The organism is Streptomyces sp. NBC_01003, from assembly GCF_045162695.1.
GTDB lineage: Bacteria > Actinomycetota > Actinomycetes > Streptomycetales > Streptomycetaceae > Streptomyces.
The window spans coordinates 138,269-151,937 of record NZ_CP108707.1 but is presented as its reverse complement, the minus strand read 5'-3'; the positions used below and the strand labels follow the sequence as shown (position 1 = coordinate 151,937).

Annotated in this window: 15 protein-coding genes; 8 read left to right on the top strand and 7 right to left on the bottom strand. The window is 68.8% G+C overall.

Features of this window, described 5'->3' with window-relative positions:
• Positions 1-227: 227 nt before the first annotated feature.
• Both OG698_RS00710 and OG698_RS00705 read right to left on the bottom strand, forming a co-directional pair.
• Positions 228-518, bottom strand: coding sequence for a YciI family protein (locus OG698_RS00710; protein WP_406100748.1), 291 nt, complete (start codon positions 516-518; stop codon positions 228-230).
• Positions 519-573: 55 nt separating this feature from the next.
• Complete coding sequence (locus OG698_RS00705; protein ID WP_406100747.1) at positions 574-981, bottom strand: nuclear transport factor 2 family protein; 408 nt, start codon at positions 979-981, stop codon at positions 574-576.
• A 342-nt stretch (positions 982-1,323) separates the two neighbouring features.
• Here OG698_RS00705 and OG698_RS00700 point away from each other — a divergent pair, with 342 nt between their 5' ends.
• The 8 genes from OG698_RS00700 to OG698_RS00665 all read left to right on the top strand — a co-directional run bounded on the left by OG698_RS00700 (position 1,324) and on the right by OG698_RS00665 (position 8,518).
• Positions 1,324-1,626 carry a 4-oxalocrotonate tautomerase family protein gene (locus tag OG698_RS00700; protein WP_406100746.1) on the top strand — a complete coding sequence of 101 codons (303 nt, stop codon included), beginning with the start codon at positions 1,324-1,326 and terminating at the stop codon, positions 1,624-1,626.
• A gap of 32 nt (positions 1,627-1,658) precedes the next feature.
• Positions 1,659-2,093 (top strand): heme-binding protein, encoded by a 435-nt coding sequence (locus OG698_RS00695; protein WP_406100744.1) that lies wholly within the window; start codon positions 1,659-1,661, stop codon positions 2,091-2,093.
• 67 nt (positions 2,094-2,160) lie between these two features.
• A complete protein-coding gene (locus tag OG698_RS00690) occupies positions 2,161-2,994 on the top strand; it encodes an alpha/beta fold hydrolase (RefSeq protein WP_406100743.1) in 834 nt (277 codons plus the stop codon).
• Positions 2,995-3,092: 98 nt separating this feature from the next.
• A complete protein-coding gene (locus OG698_RS00685; RefSeq protein ID WP_406100742.1) occupies positions 3,093-3,371 on the top strand; it encodes a WhiB family transcriptional regulator in 279 nt (92 codons plus the stop codon).
• A gap of 119 nt (positions 3,372-3,490) precedes the next feature.
• Positions 3,491-4,360 carry an aldo/keto reductase gene (locus tag OG698_RS00680; RefSeq protein WP_406100741.1) on the top strand — a complete coding sequence of 290 codons (870 nt, stop codon included), beginning with the start codon at positions 3,491-3,493 and terminating at the stop codon, positions 4,358-4,360.
• 440 nt (positions 4,361-4,800) lie between these two features.
• On the top strand, positions 4,801-5,205 hold the full coding sequence (locus OG698_RS00675; protein WP_406100740.1) for an esterase/lipase family protein: 405 nt from the start codon (positions 4,801-4,803) through the stop codon (positions 5,203-5,205).
• Positions 5,206-5,261: 56 nt separating this feature from the next.
• Positions 5,262-5,624 carry an alpha/beta fold hydrolase gene (locus OG698_RS00670; protein ID WP_406100739.1) on the top strand — a complete coding sequence of 121 codons (363 nt, stop codon included), beginning with the start codon at positions 5,262-5,264 and terminating at the stop codon, positions 5,622-5,624.
• A gap of 71 nt (positions 5,625-5,695) precedes the next feature.
• Positions 5,696-8,518, top strand: coding sequence for an ATP-binding protein (locus OG698_RS00665; protein WP_406100738.1), 2,823 nt, complete (start codon positions 5,696-5,698; stop codon positions 8,516-8,518).
• 536 nt (positions 8,519-9,054) lie between these two features.
• Here OG698_RS00665 and OG698_RS00660 read toward each other — a convergent pair.
• From OG698_RS00660 to OG698_RS00640, 5 genes are all read right to left on the bottom strand, one after another.
• Positions 9,055-9,654: a DUF6262 family protein gene (locus tag OG698_RS00660; protein ID WP_406100737.1), complete on the bottom strand. Its 600-nt coding sequence runs from the start codon at positions 9,652-9,654 to the stop codon at positions 9,055-9,057.
• Positions 9,651-9,860: a hypothetical protein gene (locus tag OG698_RS00655; protein ID WP_406100735.1), complete on the bottom strand. Its 210-nt coding sequence runs from the start codon at positions 9,858-9,860 to the stop codon at positions 9,651-9,653. The genes OG698_RS00660 and OG698_RS00655 overlap by 4 nt, the downstream gene beginning before the upstream one ends.
• Positions 9,860-10,954: a site-specific integrase gene (locus tag OG698_RS00650; RefSeq protein ID WP_406100733.1), complete on the bottom strand. Its 1,095-nt coding sequence runs from the start codon at positions 10,952-10,954 to the stop codon at positions 9,860-9,862. The genes OG698_RS00655 and OG698_RS00650 overlap by 1 nt, the downstream gene beginning before the upstream one ends.
• A 109-nt stretch (positions 10,955-11,063) precedes the next feature.
• Positions 11,064-12,527, bottom strand: coding sequence for a hypothetical protein (locus OG698_RS00645; RefSeq protein WP_406100731.1), 1,464 nt, complete (start codon positions 12,525-12,527; stop codon positions 11,064-11,066).
• Positions 12,524-13,621 carry a tyrosine-type recombinase/integrase gene (locus tag OG698_RS00640; RefSeq protein WP_406100730.1) on the bottom strand — a complete coding sequence of 366 codons (1,098 nt, stop codon included), beginning with the start codon at positions 13,619-13,621 and terminating at the stop codon, positions 12,524-12,526. The genes OG698_RS00645 and OG698_RS00640 overlap by 4 nt, the downstream gene beginning before the upstream one ends.
• Between the last annotated feature and the right edge of the window lie 48 nt (positions 13,622-13,669).

Below are 13,669 nucleotides of genomic sequence, written 5' to 3'. Positions count from 1 at the left end.
TGGGCCGTGGCCCCGGAGGTAGGGCACGATCACTCGCATCCCGGCGGCGGCCAGCTGCGGGGCGACGTCGACGTAGCTGTGGACGTCGTAGGGGAATCCGTGCAGCAGCAGGACGGCGGGGCCCTCGGCCGGGCCCGCGACGTAGTAGGCGACGTCCAGGACACCGGCCCGCACGGTGTGCAGGGTGCCGAGCCCGGCAGATCCTACGGACGTCGTCGCGGCGGGGATCACGGCTGCAGGAGCCACTGGGCTTCGGCGCTCGCGCGCGAGGGGCGCCAGTCGATGAGCGTGTGCGTGGCCACCTTGTTCTGGCCGAACGGGTCCAAGGCCAGGATGCGGACCAGTTCCTCGCGGTCGGAGCCCCGGGCCAGGATCAGGCCGCCAGTCCTGGGGTCCTGGCGGCCCGAGGCGAGGAAGTGCCCGGCCGCGAAGTTCTCCTCCAGCCAGGCGTTGTGGGCTTCCAGGTGGCGGTCGATCTCTTCGAGCGGCGCGGTGTAGTTCAGGATCACAACGAACATGGTGTGCACTGCCAATCTTGGGACGGGGCGGTCAAGGGGATTGAGGCGGTAGGGGTCAGGCGGGCTGGACCCGGGCCCAGAAGTCGTTGAACTCGACGCTGTCGAAGAACGCGACAGCGCTGACAATCCGGTGCTCGCGCATCGTCAGGAACCAGGCGTAGGTGTTGTCGTAACGAGAGCCGTCCCGCACCGTGGCGCTCGCGTCGAACAGGGCGACCACGGTGTCCCCGTCGGCGTACAGCGCCCGCACAGACGGCACCAGCGGGCTGCTCATCCGGGCGTTGAACGGATCGATGACCATTTCGAGGAACGCGGCGCGGGTGGGGTAGGTGCCGGAGGCGACGCTGTTGCCGACGATGGTCCAGTCGGCGTCCTCGGCCAGGAGGTCGAACACCCCACCGGTGCCGGCGGCCCAGGCGTCGAACGCCTCCGCGACCAGCTGCCTGTTGGATTCTTCGGACATGGGATTTCTCGTTTCATCGGTGAGAGGTTCGGCGGCTGCGCCGTCCCTACCCATGGTCGTCGCCGCTCCACGGCCGGGCATGAGTCATCCGACCCGGGTTTCACCGCCCCGGTCCCACCTGGGCGCATGCGGGCACCGGCCCGGTGCGCTCGTCACCGGCACACGGCACACCCAGTGCGGGGTGTTGCCGCGGGCCGCACGGCTCTGGTGTGAGGGCGGCGTCGCGCAGAGGCCCTTCGCAGTCAGGTCGGATGACTGGTGCGGTCCGGATGCCCCCGGGATGACGATTCAGTTGCCCCCGCCGCTCGGTGGGACAACGCATCCCGATCCAAGGAGCACCCCATGCCGTTCGTCAACGTCAAGCTGGTCGAAGGAGTGTTCACTACCCAGGAGAAGCACGACATGGCCGCCGCCCTCACCGAGGTGATGGTCAAGTTCGAGGGATCCGAGGCCTTCCGCGAGATCGTCTGGGTCCTCATCGGGGAGCTCCACACCGACGGCTGGCACATCGGCGGCAAGCCCTTCGCCGGCCCCGCCACCCTCCTCGACACCCTCGGCCGCTCCGCCGCCACCTACCAGACCATCGACGGCCACCCCGTCACCCGCCCCGACCTCGCCAAAGCCGCCCCCTACCAGGAGAAGTAACACCACCCAGCACGACCTGAAGAGGAACGGCCATGCCCATCACGCAGATCTCGCCCGTCATCCTCACTCTGGACGACGCGGCCACAGCCACCGCCGCAGGCGTCCACAAGGCCACTGAGCTCGGGGTCCCGTACACCTTCACGGTCCTCGACGGCGGCGGCAACACCGTACTGGCCACACGGATGGACGGTGCGGCGCTCGCCTCCATCGACACCTCCCGGGCCAAGGCCCGCACCTCCGTGTACTTCGGCGCCGCGACCGCGGATCTAGCCCCCGCCGTGCAGTCCGGCGCCCCGCTGTCCTCGATCCAGACCGCCACCACGCTCCCGCTGGCCTTCGTCGCCGGCGGCGTCCCGATCACCGACGCCCGCGGGGTCGTCGTCGGGGCGCTGGGGGCCGGCGGCGGATCACCCGCGCAGGACCACGAGGTCGCCGCCTTCGCGGTCCAGGCCCTGCGCCGGCCCTGAACCGGCGGCCCTCTCCCCTCACCATCACATCGTCACGTCCAACCCCTCCCACTCAGGAAGCGAAGCCATGCCCTACATCACCGTCGCCAAGGAAAACACCACCGACGTCGACCTGTACTACGAGGACCACGGCGATGGCTCGCCCGTCGTGCTGATCCACGGCTACCCGCTCGACGGCAAGTCCTGGGAGCTGCAGATCCCGGCACTCCTCAAGGCCGGACACCGCGTCATCACCTACGACCGCCGGGGCTTCGGCCAGTCCAGCCAGCCCACCACCGGCTACGACTTCGACACCTTCGCCAACGACCTCGACGTACTGCTCGACGTGCTGCGCCTCAAGGACGTCGCCCTGGTCGGCTTCTCGATGGGTACCGGCGAGATCGGCCGCTACATCGGCACCCACGGCACCGACAACCTGCGCAAGGTCGCGTTCCTGGCACCCATCGAACCGTTCCTGCTGCAGACTCCCGACAACCCCACCGGCCTTCCGGCCGACGTGTTCGACGGGATTATCTCGGCCGCGCAGCAGGACCGGTACGCCTGGTTCACCAGCTTCTTCAACGACTTCTACAACCTCGACGTGAACCTGGGCACCCGCATCAGCGAGGAGGCTGTGCGGGGCAGTTGGGTCACCGCCACGCGCATGTCCCCGTTCGCGTCCTCGGCCGTGGTGCCCAGCTGGCACACCGACATGCGCGCCGACATCGCGAAGATCGACGTGCCGGCGCTCATCCTGCAGGGAACCGCCGACCGGATCCTGCCGATCGATGCCACCGGGCGACAGTTCACCAAGGCGGTACCCGCCGCGCAGTACGTCGAGATCGACGACGCCCCCCACGGGCTGCTGTGGACCCACGCGGACCAGGTCAACACCGCGCTCGTCGACTTCCTGGCTTCCTAGTCGTCACGCGAGTGGGCGGGAGCCCGGCCACTGCCACCTCCTGCCCGCCCGCGTACCACCCGCCCGCTACTCCTACTTCCGCGGAGAAGAAATCAACCATGAACGCCAGTCCCCTCGCCCCCCTGCTCGACGCCTGGCAATGGCAGGCAGACGCCGCCTGCCGGGGCATGGCATCGGCCGTGTTCTTCTCGCCTCCCGGCGAACGCGGCCACCGCCGGCGCAGGCGCGAACAACGGGCCGTAGAAGTCTGCCGGGCCTGCCCGGTCCTCGACAGGTGCGCCGCGTTCGCACTGAGCACCCGTCAGCCGTTCGGAATCTGGGGCGGCCTGACCGAACGCCAGCGTGGCATCCCACGCCCCGAGTCGAGGGCCGCGTGAACGCGACCGACCTGCCCCGGCCACAGAGGCTCCCTCCGCGCTCCACCAGCCGACCCGTGAAAACGTCGGGTCCTCGCCGAACTTTTAGACGAACGTTCATTCGATCAGGAAGGCAGATCATGACACAGGAAACCGCACGCCCCGCCGACTCCTCCGGGGTCTACCGCCTCGGCGGCGACCTGCCCGTCAACCGGCTCGGCTACGGTGCGATGCAGTTGACGGGCCCCGGAGTGTGGGGCGACCCCAAGGACCCCGAGGAGGCCGTGCGCGTGCTGCGCCGGGCTGCCGAGCTGGGCGTGAACTTCATCGACACCGCCGACTCCTACGGCCCGTTCGTCAGCGAGCAGCTCATCCGCAAGGCCCTGCACCCGTACTCCCAGCACCTGGTGATCGCCACCAAGGGCGGGCTCTCCCGCTCGGGCCCGGACGACTGGCGCGCGCTCGGCCGCCCCGAATACCTGCGGCAGCAGACCGAACTGAGCCTGCGCCACCTGGCCGTGGAGCGGATCGACCTCTACCAACTGCACCGCATCGACCCCAAGGTCCCACTGGCCGACCAGGTCGGCGAGCTGGTCCTGCTGCAACAGGAGGGCAAGATCCGCCACATCGGCCTGTCACAGGTGACCGTGGAGCAGATCAAGGAAGCCCGGAAGATCGCGGACATTGTCTCCGTGCAGAACCTGTACAACCTGGCCAATCGCGGTGCCGAGGACGTCCTGGAGTACGCCGAGCGGGAAAACCTGGGCTTCATCCCGTGGTTCCCGATGGCCACCGGCCAGCTGGCTCGCCCGGGCGGCCCGCTGGACACGCTCGCCAAGGAGCACGGTGCGAGCCCCTCCCAGCTGGCCCTGGCCTGGCTGCTGCGGCGCTCCCCGGTGATGCTGCCCATCCCCGGTACCTCCCGCGTGGCCCACCTGGAGGAGAACACCCAGGCCGCGCAGGTCACCTTGACCGACCCCCAGTTCCAGGCACTCAGCCAGGCCGTCTGACCAGCGCCCCGCCCCTGGCAGGCCCTGTGCATTTCCCCTCCCCGCAGCCACCCCCTGGGCGGGTCGCGCGTCCCCCGGCCCAGGGGGTTCCACACCCAAGCGACTTCATGGCATGACCGACCTGCTGGACCTCGTCCTGACAGCCCATGGAGGCCTTGACCAGTGGCACCAGGACAGGACGATCCACGCGACGGGAGCGGTGGGCGGGCCCTGCTGCGCTGCCACGCACGCGCCGTGCGCGAGCGCACCCACGGTCCGCATCGGACCCGTCAGTGCCACGGTCGCCCGATTCCTCGCCCTCGTGTGCGCCCCGCACCCCCTGCCCGCCGGCCTGGTCCAGGAGCACGGGCGGCCCGTACCCACCGACCTCCGGGCACCTGGCCCTCAGCGCCGCCTGACCCAGTTTCCCCTCCCCCCGCCCCCTCCCAAGGAGATCCATCATGTCCATCCCCCGCCCCCGGCTGCGCACCCTGCTCATCACTGCCGCCGTCACGGCCTCGGCCAGCCTGTCCCTGATCCCGTTGGCCTCCGCCCACACCACCCCCGCCGCCCCCAAGCCCACGGTGGTACTGGTGCACGGCGCCTTCGCCGACGCTTCGCGCTGGAACGGCGTGGTCGAGCGCATGCAGCGCGACGGCTACCCGGTCATCGCTCCGGCCAACCCATTGCGCGGCCTGGCCGAGGACTCCGCCTACGTCGCCAGCGTCCTGGCCAGTGTCAAGGGTCCGGTCATCCTGGTGGGCCACTCCTACGGCGGCGCCGTCATCTCCCAGGCCGCCGGCGACCCCAGGTCAAAGCCCTGGTCTACATCGCCGCGCTCGTCCCGGACAAGGGCGAGAAACTGAGCGCGCTGTCGAACAAGTTCCCCGGTACCAACGAACTGGCACCCGCCCTGCGCCCTGTGCCTTTCAGCAACTCCGACGGCACCGCCGGCTCGGATCTGTACGTCGACCCCACCCGCTTCCGGGCCGTGTTCGCGGCCGACCTGCCCGCCTCCCAGACCGTCGTGATGGGCGCCGAACAGCGCCCCGTCGCCGCCGCCGCGTTCGCCTCCTCGGCCACGGCCGCCGCCTGGCACACCGTCCCCTCCTGGGCCCTGGTCGCCAGGCAGGACGAGGCGCTGGGCGCACCGGTGGAGCGGTTCGAGGCCCGGCGTGCCCACTCGCACACCGTCGAGATCAACAGCTCCCACGTCGCGATGATCTCCCACCCCGGCACCGTCACCCACCTCATCGAGGACGCCGCCACGACCACTGCCCCCTAGAGAACAGGACGACGCAGTGCTGTGCGGCGTCGAATAGAGTCGAGACAGACAGGGGAAAGAGGCGCCTCCTCATGAGCGCAGAGCACTTGGGCCCCGAAGGCCAGGGCGTTGGGACCGGCCTGACCGGCCGGTCCAGCGAACTGGACCTCATCAGGGCAGTGATCGACGACACCGCCCGACTCGGCGGCTCGTTGACCCTGTTCGGTGATCCCGGTGTGGGAAAGTCCGCCCTGCTCGACGCCGCCGCCGATCTCGCCCGCGTCAGGGGTATGAGGACGTTGCGGGCTGCCGGCGCTCAGTTCGAGGCCAATATCGCGTTCGCCGGCCTCAACCAGCTGCTGGTGCCGCTGGTCCCGCTGTTCGCGGAACTCGGCCCGGACCACGAAAGCGCTCTGCGGGTGGCACTGGGCTTCGGCGACGGCGCGACCCCCTCGCGCATCCTCATCTCGACCGCGGTCCTGTCACTGCTCCTGCTCGCCGCACGAGAACAGCCGCTGGTCGCCATCATCGACGACGTCCAGTGGCTCGACGACGCCAGCGCCGACGTCCTGTCCTTCGTGGCCCGGCGGGTCGCCGGAACCCGTGTGCGCATGCTCTCGGCAGTCCGTACGACCGGGGAGCCCCTGCGCATTCGTGGCGACGTCAACAGCCTCACCATGCATTCCCTGGACGACTCGGAGTCCGAAGCCCTACTGTCCGCCCGCTACCAGGACCTGGCCGAGCATGTGCGTCGGCGCATCGTCTCCGCGGCCCAGGGGAACCCGCTCGCCCTCGTCGAGCTACCGGCGACGCTGACCTCGGACCGCTACCCCACGGCGGACGCGCTTCCCACCGTGCTGCCGCTGACCGAGCGGCTCACCCGGATGTTCTCCGCCCGGATCGCCACGCTCGCACCGGAGACCCGGGATCTGCTCCTGCTGCTCGCCCTGGACGGTTCGGGCCAGGCAATGTCCGCCGAGAGTGTGGTGGGACCCGATGCCGCCAGTCAGCTCGACATCGCCGAACGTGAGCGCATCGTCGTCGTCGACAGCCGCCACTCGGTCGTTTTCCGCCACCCGCTGGTGCGCTCCGCCGTCGTCGAACTGGCCCGGCCCGAGCAACGGCGCAGGGCCCACCGGGCACTCGCCGGCTGCCGACGTGCCGATCCGGGACGCCGCGCCTGGCATCTCGCCGATGCGTCCTTCGGCCCCGACGAGGAGGTGGCCACCCTCCTTCAGCACGAGTCGATCCGGGCACTCAAACGCGGAGACCCGTCCGCGGCGGTGGCGGCGATGACACGGTCGGCCGATCTGAGCCCGGATCCCGAGCACCGATCACAGCGTCTGGCCGGGGCCGCGTACTTCGCGGCCGAGGTGATGGGAGACCTCCAGACGGTCTCGCAGCTGCTTACCGACGCGCGCCGCCTGGACGCCAACGTCGGCTCGCTGGCGACCGCCTCGGCCGCGGCTTCGCTCATGCTGTATTCCGACGCGGACGTCGTCTCGGCCTTCCGGGTGCTCACCACTGCCTTGCGAGCCCCCGAAGCGGAGCCGACCGCGGATGAGATCAACTCCGCGATCTGGGTCCTTTCGGTGATCGCCTCGCTCAACGGGCGCAAGGAGATGTGGGATCCCTACCTCGAACTGGTCGACAAGTACCGCGACTTGCTGCCGGAGGGCTTGATCGTCCGCTCCGAGGTCGTGTCCAATCCGGCCCTTGTCTCCCCGGAGGCACTGCATACCCTGGACCGGGAGATCGCGACGCTGACGACCGAGCTCGACCCCGGGCAGATCATCCGCGTGGGGTATGTCGCCAACGACGTCGACCGCCTCGCCGACCTGCGGGAACCGTTGCTGCGTGTCTGGCAGGACGCCGCCCGCACGGGGGCCGTCGCCTCCGTCACCAACGCGCTCATGCTGCTGTGCGCGGAGAGCTACCTCGCCGGGCGATGGGACGACACCCAGCGCTTCGCGGAGGAGGGACTGGAGCGCGCCGAGTCCTACGGGTACGTCAACTTCGTCTGGTTCCTGCACTACAGCAGGGCGCTCGCCGCAGCCGCACTCGGGCAACAGGAAGAGGCCGAGGAACCGCTGGAGGGAATGCTGGCCTGGTCGATCCCCCGCCAGGCCTTCATCGTGCCGCAGCACGTGTACCGCGTACGCACCCTCGCGGCGATCGGCCGCGGCGACTTCGAGACGGCGTACACCGAGGCGACCAGGATCAGCCCACGCGGACTGGAACCCGGCACCGCCCGGCAACTGCAACTGTTCGTCGCCTACGACCTCGTCGAGGCAGCCGTCCGCACCGGCCGGTCGGACCAGGCGCGGAACTACGTCGAGGCGATGCTGCGGATGGACATCGCCAAGATCTCCTCCCGCTGGGCAATGCTCGTGGCCGGGGCGCAGGGGCTGGTGTCCGAGGGAGAGGTGGCGAACGCCCACTTCGAGCGGGCCCTCGCGGCGGCGCCCGAGAACCTGTGGCCCTTCGAACGCGGGCGCGTGCTGCTGGCCTACGGCGAGCACCTGCGCAGGGAGCGGGCCACCGTGGAGTCACGCATCCGCATCAACGCCGCGCTGACGATCTTCGATCGGCTGCGGGCCGCACCATGGGCCGAACGCGCCAGAAACGAACTGGGAGCGACCGGTGTGTCCCGGCGGCAGACAGGTTCGACGGACACCCTGCTCACTCCTCAGGAGTTGCAGATCGCCACGCTCGCGGCCTCGGGGCTGACGAACAAGGCGATCGGCGAACGGCTGCACCTGTCCGCCCGCACGGTCAGCGGACACCTCTACAACGTGTTCCCGAAACTCGGCGTCACCGCCCGCGCCGGCCTGCGCGACGCACTCACCGCCCTCACGGCACAGGAGGACCTGCCGCCGGGTGGGGTGGTGCGCCAGGACCCCGGCGGCCGGTGAGTGAGCCGTGCCGTACCGGAACGCCAGGCCGGTCTAGCTTGGCGGCATCCTTCTGATGGTGCTCCAGTGCAAGCACCTCGGTCAATGCCCTGGAGATATGGTCGGGATCTCCGGCCGGACGTGTGGGGTAGCCAGAGAGATACACCAACGAGACAGACCCAGCCGGTGGTCCCGACACGGCTGACGCGATCATCACCCCGGAACCGCGCTTGCCGCGGTCGCACCACTCGACCGCATCGACGTCCTGGTGACCGATGGCGCCGCCCCGCAGCCCACCCTCGACGCCATCGAAGCCTTGGGGGTCGCAACGCACCGAAGCTGAGCGCCGCGCAGATCACACGGCCAGAGACTGAACCGGCGGGCTGGCCAAGTATCTGTGAGAGAACTGGCCGACCACCTCTGAGAGCGTCCGAGCTACCTACGACGTTCCGGACGAGCCCAGCCAAATATCGCTGCGAATCACAGTTGACATATAGCAGGCACATGTCACACGGATGCGAGTGATCCACCGCTCGCCGAGAGCGGCCGTCCCGCCCCTATGGAGCGGGACGGCCGGAAGCGGCAGGGCGCTGCAGTTCCAGTAGTTGAACCTCAAGATCCGCGGCGCGCTTGCCGGCGAAGCGCAGGTTGGAGCGCGCGCCCTCGAGACGCTCCTGCACCATCCGGTGCTCCCGGGTGAACTGCTGGACGCAGTGCTTGAGGCTGGTGTTCTCGGTAACCAGGGCCTGGACCGATTCGCCGGGCACCATCTTTTCGAAGTCACGCAGCCGGCCCATGAGCTCGCCCAGCCGCTGCCGCTGGACGAAGATCTCCTTCTGTGCACGTGTGAGCTCGGCCTCGGCGTTAAGCGCCCGCTCCCGCCAGGTCGCCTCGACCTGGTCGTGCGCTTCGCTGGAGATCCGGTCGTGGCGGCTCTTGCTGTCGGCGATGGCGGCTTGGACGCGGGCGCGGGCGGCCGGGTTCTCGTACAGGAAGGTGGCGGAGACGGCCGCTCGGGCCGCGATGGCACGTACGGTCAGCCGTCCGCGCTCGCGACGGAGCCGGGCGATGGCCACGTCGACCTCAGTCAGCTTTCTCTCGGTCTGCCGCTGCCGGGCGGCGACGGCCGCCGCGGTCTGCCCCGGTACCGACGTCACGGGGTGCCCTCACCTTCTGAGCTCTGCTTCGTCCCGCCCGGGTCTACGGCCCCGACGATGTCCTCGACCGGCACGATCAGCTCTGCATGTCCGTACAGGGCCGATGCCCTGAGCGGAACATGCCCCAGCTCGCGCTGAACGGTCGTCAGCGTCGCGACGCTGCGGATCAGGCCGGCGGCCTGCTGGGAACGGTGGTTGTCGCCCATTACGGGATCTCTTCCTCGGTTTCGGTGTCGAGCTCGGCACCGGTGTCGATGACGTCCTGGTCTTCGTGACGGGCAAGTTCCTGGGCGCGGAAGGCGGTGCTCCACACTCGCCCGAAGTAGTCCTGCGGGCGCCGCAGGTCCAGCGCGAGGGCGTCCTCCAGCAGGCCGACGGCGGCGAGGGCCTTCTCCAGACCGTCGATGGCGCGGGCGGTCGGTTCGAAGACCTGGTGCAGATAGTCGGCGGTGGCGCTGTCCGGTGCCCGTTCGGCGAGCATGCGCCACTGTTCGCGCTTGCGGTGCCAGTAGACGAGGTCGGCTCCGGACATGACGAACTTGTCGCAGTTGTGGCAGTTCAGGTTCCACGGACAGCTCCCGCCATCGACAACTGGCTGGAAGGTGCAGAAGCCGCCCTCGGCGGGAGTGGACTTGCGAGTGAGGTCGAGGGAGAGAGCCTCGGCCTCTTCTCGGGTCATCGGCTCACTGGCGTAGAGCACGATGCCGGGTTCGGCGGAGCCGGGGCCCGCGACCCAGAGGGCGTTCAGCGCGTCCTCGAGCTTGGGGTCGTTGTGCGCCAGGTGCACGTAGTGCTCGGCCATCTCCTTGGAGATCTGGCCCAGATAGCGCTTGACGTGGACGAGGTCGGCGCCGTTCTTGAGGAGGTTCGTGGCCAGGGTGTGCCGGGCCTGGTGGGGGACGCCGTGGCCGAGGTCGAGGGTGGCCAGCCACGCCTGGAAGGTCTCGTGGAACCAGCCGTAGCTGACGCCTTTGATCAGGTTGCGGTTGCGGACATTGCTCGGAAACAGCGCGATGGCTTTGCTCTCGGGCGCTGTAGGCGGGCGGCCGTAGCGCTGGATGAATCGGGCACGGGTGGTGGCCTGGCGCCGTTCGATGCGCTCGTAGAGCCGTTCAGGGATGCGGATGGCCTGGTCGAAGTTGCCGACCTTCGTCTGGTCGTGCCAGAAGAGCGGCAGCCCGCCCAGCCGGGCAATGCAGTCGTAGCGCACTTGGAGGACCTCGTTCGCCCGGCGGCCGGTGAGGACCAAGGCCTCCCAGGCATCCCGCAGTCCCCGGTCCGTGGGGTCACGGTCCTCCATCTGACCCAAATTTCCAGGATCGGCCAGAGCGCGGGCGAGGTCGTCCGGGAAGGGGGAACGACGCCGCAGAGGAGGGCGATACGAGGGGATGGACACGATGAAGCCTCGGTCAAGACCGATTTGATCGGTGACTCCGGCGTGCAGTGCATCGCGCAGGATACGCCGGCAGCCGCCGAATCGGGGTGACCGTGGACGGTTGGCCGGTACGGCGGTCGCCTCGGCCGCGGCGCTGCAGGCCGAGCGACTTCAGTCGATGTTCGGCCCGGTGTCGCTGGTCAGCGGCGAAGTCGATGGCGAGGGACTTGTCCAGTACCCGTGGGTCGTGGCCCCCGCCGGGAGCCCGGGCATCGAGGAAGGCGCTCAACTCCACGAAGGCTCGCCGGTTCTGGTCAAGGGTGGCACCAGAGCGTGGGGGATCTGTCAGCAGTCGGTCCGCCATTGAGTCCCACAGCAGATCGCGCAGCCAGCGCTGTGAAACACCGGTGAGGTCCCAGTGCGACATCCGGTGCGGGAAGCGGACACCGAAGTGCTCTGTCTCGATGAACCCCGCGTCCTTGCTGTCTTCTCTGGTGAAGTAGATGAGCCGCAGATACTGCAGCATCGCTTTGGCAACCGATTGAAATCGAAGCGGGCGGCCGCTCGTGTTCGGCTCCAGGTCGAGGTCGGCCAGCGAGTTCGCTCGGTGCCGGCGGCATTCCTCAGCAAGCCGCTGGATCTGAGGCAACGCCCATGTCGTTCCCAGTTGTTCGCCAGGGACCTGGGTGTGACGGAACATCGCCCACTTGACCTCGGCCTTGACCAGCGGGTGTAGCCCCATCAGGGTCAGTTTGCCGTCAGAGCGGTAGAACGAACTGGTTGCCTGGCACCATCGGCGGAACTCCGCCTCATCCTCGTAAGAGACGGTCGGTGTTGCTTTCTTCCACTCAGTCAGCATTCGCCCCCAGTTGTTCGGGACCCTCGCACCGCCGGGTTGTTCGTCCTTTCGGTAGACCAGATAGTGGCGCCGGCACAGGCCCAGCAGGTGGACCGCCACCTCCGGACAGGCCACGACCTGGCATTGCCCGAAGTGCGGCAACCTGGGCTGTTCAGCCACCCATAGGTGGAAGTCCTGCTCCGTCCCATCGCGTTGGCGCGTCTCCCTTCGGTAGGTCCGCCAGCGGTTCTTGTGGAGGAAGCACAGCGGGCTGTTGCCCCACGCCGGAACGTCGACGCAGATCAGGCACGGAGGCGCGGTCGTGGCCCACAAGCGCGGCTTCAGCGGCTGGGCTGTACGCAGAAACTCCGCCAGCGTCGCTCCGTCCCCTCCCTCCTTCCTCATCCGCGACCAATCCCGGTAGTGCACGGTGCAGAACTCGGTGCTCTCGTGCAGGGCCCGCTCGCACTCGGGGACCCCGCACCGCCAGGCGAAGGTCTCATGGTGGGGCGGCACGACAATCACGTCACCCCGCAGCAGCGGGTCGAAGGAGGGCGCGGCGATCAGCGCGGTCAGTACCTCCAGCCGGTCCGAGGAGGTACGACTCCTCGCCCCACCTACGTCGACCACAGGCAGGAGTCGGCGGACGGGCTCACTCACGCCTGCTCACCCCACACCGCTGTCAAAGCAGCCTGGAACTTTGGCGAGTGCATGTCGGGATGCCCGTAGACCTCATCGACCATCCGCGTCGAAGCCCAATTGCCGACCACCTTGGCCACCATCGGGTCATTGCCGGAAGCGTCCAAGACCTTGGCGGTCGCCGTGTGCCGGAAACTGTGCGGCTTGATCGTCCCGGGCAGGCCGGCCCGTCGGCCTGCCCGGCGCAGCATTCCGCGGGCCGCGTCCGTCGTCCACGGCTCGCCGTGCTGCGGCCCGGCCAGCTGGATCAGCAGCATGCCGTGCCCGCCTGCGTATGTCGCGTACTCCGTCGTCATGTACGCGAAGTAGGAGCTGATCATCGCGGGGCTGGCGCGGAAGATCTCCCCGCCGGTGATCACGCCATCGGTCAACTGCCAGTCACTCTTGCCCTTTGCCGCCGCCCGGTTCGGATTGCCCCACCGGTGGCACACGTGCACATGCGGAGATACGCACTCACCGCAAGCTGCGCCCTCCCGCAAATGAAGATCAGCCAGGTGCAGTCCGCACAATGCGCCGATGCGCATGCTCGAGTCCGCGAGCCAGGTCACCACCATCGCGTCTCGGGCGGTGTTGACCACCTGTTGCAGTTCCGGCCGGGCCCCGTCCGGCAGCATCTTGGGATGCCGCCTTCGCGTTCCGCCCCGCGGGGCCAACGGGTTCGCCGGCATCGAAGCCTTCACATGCCCCAACAGAGAGCGGTCACGGTCCGCCTGTGTCGGGAGGCGCCGTACGTCCAACTCCTCCCGCAACTCCCCGTTCAGCCTGCGTAACGCACACTGGTGTACATAGAACCCCTTCAGGCACGCCGCTGTGACCTGCAGCGCCGATTCGCCGTACGGCCGCTTCGGCGGCACCCGCCATGGCTCTCCGTGCAGCAGCGGCACCCGCGCACCTACCGCACCCATGTAGCGGTGGAGATCGAGAATCGTCACCGTCTCTGTCGTCAGCCCTTCCCGGATCCGCCACCGCAGATGATCAACGAGGTGGTATGCGTAGGTCTTCTGCGTGCCCTTGCCCTCGTACAGTTGCAAGAAGCCGTCGGACTCCTCCTCCATCGCCCCGTCGGGCCAGACGATCGTGTGCGACCTTCCCCCACCGGCCCG